Raw genomic sequence first — 8,659 nt, 5'->3', positions numbered from 1 at the left:
CCGCCTCGGACCAGTCGATCACGCCGGTGATCTCGTCACCGTCGACGAACACGTGGGTGAGCTGCAGGTCGCCGTGGGTGAAAACCGGTTTCCACGGCCGGAACACCGCCTCGGCGATCTGCCGGTTGCGCGTGACCAGGTCAGCTGGAAGCACGCCGTCCGCGACGAGCCGCTCGCATTCCTCCTCGAGGCGCGATGCGGACTCGTCGAGTGTCGTGCCGGGCCATGGCGGCAGCGGCGCTTCATGCAGCATCCGCACGACGGCACCCGCCGCGGCCCACGCCGCCGACGACGCCGGTGACGGCTCGCCGAGGCGGCCGAGAGCCGTTCCGGGGACGGCTGCGAGCGCGAGGACAGGAGGCTTGCGCCACAGCACCCGCGGGGTCGGGACCGGCGCCAAAGCCATCGCCTCGACCTCGACGTCGAGGCGCGATTGATCAGCGTCGATCTTCAGGAACACCTCGCCGACGCGCAGGGTCGCGCGCTCCTTGTGGGCGACGACGACCTCGATCTCCGGCACGTCGATCATTGTCGTGGGATGACCGCCGAGGTCGCCACGGGTTTGTTTGCCGCGTGCGGTAGCGCGGCCGATCGCCTACGCGCCCTGTTGACCCTCACGTGACGTGATGCCGCATAGTCGGTGGCGTGGAGGAGCACCTGACCGTAGGACGTGTGGCGGAACTGACCGGTGTGACCGTCCGCACGCTGCATCACTACGACGAGATCGGCCTCGTGCAGCCGTCCGCGCGGACCACGGCCGGATACCGGGCCTACTCGGCTGGCGACGTGGAGCGGCTTCGGGGCGTGCTCACCTACCGCCGGCTGGGCTTCGGCTTGCGTGAGATCGCGGACCTGGTCGACGACCCGGCGACCGACGCGGTCACGCATCTGCGCCGACTGCGCGGCCTGCTGCTGGAGCAGCGCGACCACGCTGCCGCCATGGTGACGGCCATCGACAGGGAACTGGAGGCACGGGCGATGGGGATAAGGACCACGCCGGAGGAGCAGTTGAAGGTGTTCGGCGCGCAGTTGTACGACACCATCGGGTCCGCCTACCCGGCGACGCGGCGCACGGAGCCGCGGATCGCCGCGCGGATCTGGGAGGCGCTCGGGGACGCGCGCACCGTGCTGAACGTCGGGGCCGGCACCGGTTCGTACGAGCCACCCGACCGCGACGTCACAGCCGTCGAACCGTCGGCGGTCATGCGGGCACTGCGTCCGGCGGGCGCGGCGCCGTGCGTGGCCGCCACCGCGGAGAATCTTCCGTTCGAAGATCATTCCTTTGACGCCGCGATGGCGTTCAGCACCGTCCACCACTGGTCGGATCCGATCGCGGGCCTGCGCGAGATGCGGCGCGTGGCCCGGCGCGTGGTGGTGTTCACGTACGACGCCGGCGGCGTCGCCTGGCGCGAGCGGTTCTGGCTCATCCGCGACTACCTGCCGGAATTCGCCGAGTACTTCGTCGGCTGGCCCTCACTGGCCGAGCTGGCCGGCGCGATCGGGGCCCGCGCGGAGCCGGTGCTCGTGCCCTGGGACTGCGCCGACGGCTTCTTCGAGGCCTACTGGCGCCGGCCCGAGGCGTACCTCGACGAGCACGTGCGCCGCGCGATGTCGGTGTGGACCCGAGTCGGGCCTGAGGCCGAGCAGCGAGCGGTGGACGAGCTGCGCGATGACCTCTCCTCGGGCCGATGGGCCGAGCGCAACCGAGACCTCGTCGCGCTTGAGGCGGCGGAGCTAGGCCTGCGCCTGCTCGTGGCCTGATTCATCGTGCGCGATCGGCGGCAGTGGCCCGTCGGCGACGGTCAGCCTTCCGGGTAGAAGAGGAAGAGCGTGCAGCCGCCGGCGGTCGCCGGTACGTGCCATGAGCCGGCCGGCGCGTGCAGGAACGTGCCAGCCGGGTAGTCGCGGGCGCCGTCGTGGAATGTACCGGTGAGCACGTAGACCTCCTCCGGGCCCGGCGCGTGGATATCGCGACGCGGCCACGAGGTACCCGCATCCATCTCCAGCACAGCCGCCTGCGCGCCGGATTGCGCTTTCCACAGCAGACGCAGGCGGATGCCCGGGAATACCTCTCGGACTGGGCAATCGTCAACGTGAACGGAGCTGTAGCCCTCCTGGGCGAGGATCTCGGGGTGCATGCCTCAACGGTGCCCGGCGTAGGCGGCAGCGAGAAAGAGCCTGCACCGACACCATGGGGTACTTTCTTGCCATGCATCGCGTAGTGGCTCTCGTGCGACCGGTGCAGTCGACATTCGAGCTGGGTTGCGCCGTCGAGGTCTTCGGAACGCAGCGGGCCGGACTACCTCAGCACTACGCGTTCGAGGTGTGCACCGAGACGCCCGGCGAGATTGCGACCACCGCGGGATATGCGATCTCCGTGTCGCAAGGTCTCTGCGCGCTCGAACGCGCGCAAACCGTGATCGTCCCGGGCTGGCTGCCGGTAGAGGCGCCCCTGTCCGACCGCCTGCGTGGAGCGCTCCGTCGTGCCCACGCGCATGGGGCGCGCCTGGTCACGGTCTGCTCCGGTGTGTTCGCACTCGCACAAACCGGGCTGCTCGACGGGCGCTCGGCTACCGCGCACCCGGCGCGCGTCGAACAACTGCGGCGGCAGTTCCCGCAGGTGCGCGTGGAGCAGCACGCGCCGTTCGTGGATCACGGCGACGTCGCCACCAGCGCCGGTGCGGGCGCAGGCATCGACCTGTTCTTGCATCTGGTCCGCAAGGATCACGGAGCCGCCCACGCCGACTTGCTGGCCAAGCACATGGTGTTGCCTCCGCGCCAGGAGGGCGGTCAGGCAGGGCACGCGCCGCCTTCGGCGCATGTGACGCCGCATCCACCCTCCACCGCGCCCGCGCACGAGCTCGCCGGCCTGCTCGCATGGGCAGACGAACGCCTCGGCACAGCGTTATCGGTCGCTGAAATGGCCGCGCAGCTCGGTGTTTCACCGCGCACCCTGGCCCGCCGCTTCGCCGATCAGCTCGGCACCAGCCCGGGCGCGTGGCTGCTCTCACGTCGACTCACCGCGGCGCGCACCTTGCTGGAGGAGACGCGGCTGCCCGTCGACGCGATCGCCGCGCGCGTCGGCCTCTCTTCGGCGGTCAATCTGCGTCGCCGCTTCCGCGACCACGTGGGCACGACGCCAGGCGTCTATCGACACCTGTCCTCGGCGAGCCGAGAGCAGGGCATCGCGGCTTAGTCACGGCCCTGCCACGTCGTCACGCAGGCCTCGTTGCATTCCATGTCGGCGCTGCTAGGCAGTGGCGCAGTTCCAGGGGAAGGGTGCCAGGTCGGGGGCGACCCAACCGGTCCTGGCTTCGGCGCTCGCCAGCGTCGAGGGCCGGTAGAAGCGCGTGAGCAGCTTCTTGTCGAGCAGCACGGGGTTCTGGTCGGCGAAGGTGTCAAAATCGGCGGCGTCGCAGTGGTCGGCGTGGTGGCCCACGAGTTCGACCCAGGCGCGGCTGACGGTGGCGTTGTACTTCTGGGGCGCGCCCGCGTACCGGGCCACGCGCTGTATGCCGTCGCTGACTACGCCTATCGCCGTGACGGTGCCGTAGCGGCGCACGGCGAGCCAGGTCAGGTGGACGTGCTGGCGGTGCGCGAATCGGTCGGCAGTGGCCATCACCTCGGCCATCAGCTGGGAAAACAGCGATGGCGGTTCGGTTGAGCCATGGTGCGTATCCGTGTGCTCGTACATGTCATGAGCCTTCCTCGGTCAGTGCGTTGAGGACGCTGCGGAATCCGGCGACTGCTTCGGCGGGCAGGCCGCCGAGGGCGCGGTGCTCGATGTCGGCGAGGGTGCGCACGATGACGGCGGCGGCCTCGCGCCCGGGACCGGTCAGCTCGATCAGGACGGACCGGCGGTCGCCGACTCGGGTGGTGCGGGTGATGTGGCCCCGGCGTTCGAGCCGGTCGAGCACGCTGGTGAGCGTGGTGGGCTTGACTCCGGCGGCAGCGCCGAGCTGGGAGACGGTGCGGCCGGCGCCGTCGGCGAGGTTGGCCAGGGCGTTGATCTCGGAGGCGGTCAGGTCGAGGTCGACGAGTTCGGCGGCGATCAGCTGCAGGGTGGCGTGGGTGGCTCGCTGCAGAGCCAGCAAGGCCGAGGGCGCGGACGGCACGGTTTCGTACTTCACGATTTCGGATAGTACGAAACCGTAGCGATGCGTGCAAGCGAGTTCCAGTAAACGTTCCGATAGCGCGATGAAACATTGCGAACTCGTGCGACTGAGAAGTCTGCGAATCTCGGCAGGGCGCTCTGGCTACTCCAGGTGAAGCAGCAGCTCATGAGGATAGTGGTATGTCAGGGCGGTTAGTCCTGCGGCTCACCGTGTCCCGGATATCTCCGCAACATTCGCCAAACGCAAGCCTTGACACCCTTTTCGCAGGCGACGACACTCCTTTCTCGGCGCCCTGTGACACCCCACCCTTCGACGTCGGAGATCTCGCAATCCCGAGCGCGGGCTACTTGGAGGATCGCATGTTAGCGCTAACAAGACCTTGGCGGCGGCCGCGGAAGGCGGCGGCACTCTGCGCCGCCGCCCTACTGGCCAGCACGCTCACGGCCGCGGGCACCGCGTCGCCTGCCGCGGCCAAGAGCGGTGCGGTACCGATCTACCTCGACACCCATTACTCCTTCTCCGAGCGCGCGGCCGACCTGGTCTCGCGGATGACGCTCCCTGAGAAGGTGGCGCAGCTGCACACCAACAGCGCCCCGGCGATCCCGCGCCTGGGTGTGCAGCAGTACACGTATTGGAGCGAGGGCCAGCACGGCATCAACCTGCTGGGCGCGGACTCGAACAACGGCGGCGTCAGCGGCGGCCCGCACGCCACGAGCTTCCCGACGAATCTGGCCTCGACGATGTCCTGGGATCCGGCCCTGGTCTACCAGGAGACCACGGCCATCTCCGACGAGATCCGCGGCGAGCTGGACAAGTCGCTGTGGGGCGTGGGCCAGAACAACATCGGGCCGTCCGCCGACGACTACGGCTCCCTGACCTTCTGGGCGCCGACCGTCAACCTCGACCGCGACCCGCGCTGGGGCCGCACCGACGAGGCCTTCGGCGAGGATCCCTACCTGGTCGGCCAGATGGCCGGCGCGTTCGTCGATGGCTACCAGGGCGAGACCCTGACCGGCGCGCCGACCAGCCGGTACCTGAAGGTGGCGGCGACCGCCAAGCACTTCGCGCTCAACAACAACGAGAACAACCGGCACGCCGACTCCTCCGACGCCAGCGACACCGACATCCGCGACTACTACACCGCGCAGTTCCGCAGCCTGGTGCAGGACTCGCATGTGGCCGGCCTGATGACCTCGTACAACGCCATCAACGGCACGCCCTCCCCCGCCGACACCTACACCACCGACGCGCTGGCCCAGCGCACCTGGGGCTTCGGCGGCTACATCACCTCGGACTGCGGCGCGGTCGGCGACGTGAGCGCGCAGTCCAGCCACAACTGGGCCCCGCCGGGCTGGACGACCTCGGTCGTCAACGGCGCCCAGGTATGGACGAACACTGCGACCGGTGCGCAGGTGCCGGCCGACGCGGGCGGGCAGGCCTACGCGCTGCGGGCCGGGACTGACGCGAACTGCACCGGCGGCGACGCCACCATCGGCAACGTCGAGGCGGCGATCAAGGCCGGAATCCTCAGCGAGGGCGTGATCGACCACGCGCTCGTGCAGCTGTTCACCGTGCGCATGGAGACCGGCGAGTTCGACCCGCCGAGCAAGGTCTCTTACACGCGGATCACCAAGGCGCAGATCCAGAGCCCGGCGCACCAGGCGCTGGCCGAGAAGGTGGCCGCGAACTCCCTGGTGCTGCTCAAGAACGACGCGCTGCCCGGCACCTCCACCACCCTGCTGCCGGCCAACCCCGCCGCGCTGAACAACGTCGTGATCGTCGGCAACCTCGCCGACACCGTCACCCTCGGCGGCTACTCCGGCGACCCGACGCTCCAGGTCAACGCGGTGCAAGGGATCACCGCCGCGGTCAAGGCCGCCAACCCGAACGCCACCGTCACCTTCGACGCCTGCGGAACCTCCACCACCGCCACCACCCCGGCGGCCTGCTCCGCGCAGACCCAGGCCGCGATCAAGACCGCGGATCTGGTCGTGGTGTTCGTGGGCACCGACGCGAGCACCGCGGGCGAAGGCAGCGACCGCGCCAGCCTGGCCATGCCCGGCAACTACGACTCACTCATCAGCCAGGTCACCGCGCTGGGCAACCCGCGCACGGTGCTCTCGATGCAGACCGACGGCCCGATCGACATCGAGAACGTCAAGGGCGACTTCCCCGCGATCGTGTACAGCGCCTACAACGGCGAGAGCCAGGGCGCCGCGCTGGCCGACGTGCTGTTCGGCAAGCAGGACCCGAGCGGGCACCTGGACTTCACCTGGTACAAGGACGACTCGCAGCTGCCGCCGATCAAGAACTACGGCTTGACCCCCGCGGACACCGGAGGCCTGGGCCGCACCTACCAGTACTTCACCGGAACGCCGACCTATCCGTTCGGCTACGGCCTGAGCTACACCAAGTTCGCCTACTCGAAGGTCCACGCCACGCGGGCCGCTAACGCCAACGGCAAGGCGACCGTGCGGTTCGACGTGACCAACACCGGTACCGTCGCAGGCGCCACTGTCGCAGAGCTCTACGTCACCTCTCCTGCCGCGGCTGGAGTGCAGCTGCCCGCCAAGCGGCTCGAGGGCTTCGCGAAGACCGCGGTGCTCAAGCCCGGCCAGACTCAGCACCTTTCCATCACCGTGAACGTCCCCGACCTGGCCGTCTGGAACGAGCAGCAGCACAAGAACATCGTGCCGGACGGCACCTACGGCCTGCAGCTCGCCACCGACGCCGCGAACGCGGTCGCGTCCACCTCGCTGCGGATCACCGGGGCGATCGCCCCGCGGATCAAGTACGTGACGGTGCAGCCGGACCAGGTGGTCTTCCTGCCCGGCGACAAGCTCGACCTGACCGGGAAGAACCCGTGGATCGCCGATGACACCGCGCAGGCCGCGCAGCACCAGAGCGCTGACAACATCGTCGAGGCCGTGAACAACGACGAGTCCTTCGTCAACCTCGCCACCAGGCACGTCAGCTACAGCAGCAGCAACCCGGCCGTGGCTACGGTCAGCCGCAAGGGCGTCGTCACCACGCACGCCACCGGCGCCGCGACGATCCGCGTGACCGTCGACGGCGTGACGGGATCGACTCCGGTCGTCGTGCACGAACCGTTCAGCATGACCGCGCCGGCCGTTGCCGTGCCCGGCGGCAGCTTCACGGTCACCACCACGACCACGAACCCGAGCGGCGGGGAGGCGCTGCGTAACGTGTCCTTCAGCCTCACCGCACCCGCCGGCTGGACGGCCACCGCCAGCACGCCCGCCACGTTCGGCAGCGTCGCGCCCGGGCAGACCATCACGACCACCTGGACGGTGAACGTCCCCGCGGACGCCACGCCGACGCAGAGCGCTCCCGCCCTGACCGCCCAATTCACCTTCACCGACGGCACCGGCACGCACAGCGAGAACACCGGCGCGACGGTCTCGATCCCCTATCCGTCGATCACCGCCGCTTACACCAACCCCGGTGTCAGCGACGACTCGAACACCACCCCCGGCAACCTCGACGGCGGCGGCGCCAGCTACTCCGCCCAGACGCTCGCGGCCGCCACGCCGAGCCTCACCCCCGGAGCGACGTTCACGCACGACGGAATCAGCTTCACCTGGCCTGACGCCGCATCAGGCACGCCGAACAACATCGTCGCCGAGGGCCAGACCGTTCCTGTCTCCGGCACCGGATCGACCCTGGGCATCATCGGCACGGCCGACTACGGCGCCGCCTCCGGCACCGCGGTGATCACCTACAGCGACGGGACCACCCAGCCGTTCAGCCTCGCCTTCAACGACTGGTGGACCAACGCCCCGGCCAGCGGAGGCGACATGCTCGTCACCCTGCCCTACCTCAACAACGCGAGCGGAGCGCTGCACAACCAGGTCAGCCTCTACGCGGAAACGGTCCCGCTGATCCCCGGCAAGACGATCAAGTATCTGACTCTTCCGGACATCGGCGCGGCGCTGATCAACCAGACGGCGATGCACGTGTTCGCCATCGGCGTCGGCTGACCATCGCAGCAGCCTGAAGCGGGTCGGACGCGGTCTCGTCGCCGTGTCCGACCCGCGCTGTTGAGAGTCTGAGACATGGGATGAAACTTTCCGCGATATTGATGCCGCTCCCGAGGCTAAGCGCTGGTTGACCGGCTATTCGTTGCGGAACATGGGATGAGTTGCTATCGATGTGACCGACTCAAAGGCGCACAGCGAGGCAAAACAGGCCCCTGTATCGTACTTATCAGAGCATGCCGGACTGCCAGCGCCGCGCGCCGGGTCAACGGATTCAGGTCCGACGGCAGAGGAGCCGTGCATGTCGAAACGTAGAGCCACATTCGGGCCCATCGCGCTCGCAATGCTTGTGATCGCGGCGGTGGGGGCTCTGGTGCTGAGCGGCGGTCTGCGCGCTTCCGCTGCGTTGGGCGCGCCGATGGCGTCGAGCGCCGGTTGCGGTAGGGCTGCGACGCTGGCCAGCGGGACGCACACGATCCAAAGCAGCGGGCAGAGCCGCAGCTACATCCTGCGCCTGCCCGCGAACTACGACTCCAGCCACCCCTA

General features: G+C 69.0%; 7 protein-coding genes and 1 pseudogene. 4 read left to right on the top strand and 4 right to left on the bottom strand.

Annotated elements, in window-relative coordinates:
* On the bottom strand, positions 1–520 hold a 520-nt coding region (locus VFB40_RS13275), incomplete at its 3' end, for a phosphotransferase (RefSeq protein ID WP_324850444.1).
* 125 nt (positions 521–645) lie between these two features.
* On the opposite strand from VFB40_RS13275, the gene VFB40_RS13270 reads away from it, so the two are divergent.
* Positions 646–1,761, top strand: coding sequence for a MerR family transcriptional regulator (locus VFB40_RS13270; RefSeq protein ID WP_324850442.1), 1,116 nt, complete (start codon positions 646–648; stop codon positions 1,759–1,761).
* Between the two features lie 41 nt (positions 1,762–1,802).
* Here VFB40_RS13270 and VFB40_RS13265 read toward each other — a convergent pair whose 3' ends face one another.
* Positions 1,803–2,138, bottom strand: a complete 336-nt coding sequence (locus VFB40_RS13265; RefSeq protein WP_324850440.1) for a cupin domain-containing protein — start codon at positions 2,136–2,138, stop codon at positions 1,803–1,805.
* Between the two features lie 71 nt (positions 2,139–2,209).
* On the opposite strand from VFB40_RS13265, the gene VFB40_RS13260 reads away from it, so the two are divergent.
* Positions 2,210–3,196 carry a GlxA family transcriptional regulator gene (locus VFB40_RS13260; RefSeq protein ID WP_349261465.1) on the top strand — a complete coding sequence of 329 codons (987 nt, stop codon included), beginning with the start codon at positions 2,210–2,212 and terminating at the stop codon, positions 3,194–3,196.
* A 54-nt stretch (positions 3,197–3,250) separates the two neighbouring features.
* Here VFB40_RS13260 and VFB40_RS13255 read toward each other — a convergent pair whose 3' ends face one another.
* Entirely contained in the window at positions 3,251–3,694 is a 444-nt protein-coding gene (locus VFB40_RS13255) for a hypothetical protein (RefSeq protein ID WP_324850437.1), read from the bottom strand.
* A gap of 1 nt (position 3,695) precedes the next feature.
* A complete protein-coding gene (locus VFB40_RS13250; protein WP_324850435.1) occupies positions 3,696–4,130 on the bottom strand; it encodes a MarR family winged helix-turn-helix transcriptional regulator in 435 nt (144 codons plus the stop codon).
* A gap of 344 nt (positions 4,131–4,474) precedes the next feature.
* Between VFB40_RS13250 and VFB40_RS13245 the strand changes: the two genes are divergently transcribed.
* Together VFB40_RS13245 and VFB40_RS13240 are read left to right on the top strand one after the other, a co-directional pair.
* Positions 4,475–8,116, top strand: a complete 3,642-nt coding sequence (locus tag VFB40_RS13245) for a glycoside hydrolase family 3 C-terminal domain-containing protein (protein WP_324850433.1) — start codon at positions 4,475–4,477, stop codon at positions 8,114–8,116.
* 298 nt (positions 8,117–8,414) lie between these two features.
* Positions 8,415–8,659, top strand: a pseudogene (locus tag VFB40_RS13240) (poly(3-hydroxybutyrate) depolymerase); the annotation flags it as partial.

This window comes from Actinocrinis sp. (genome assembly GCF_035650855.1).
GTDB lineage: Bacteria > Actinomycetota > Actinomycetes > Streptomycetales > Catenulisporaceae > Actinocrinis.
This window is presented reverse-complemented; position numbering and strand designations above follow the sequence as displayed.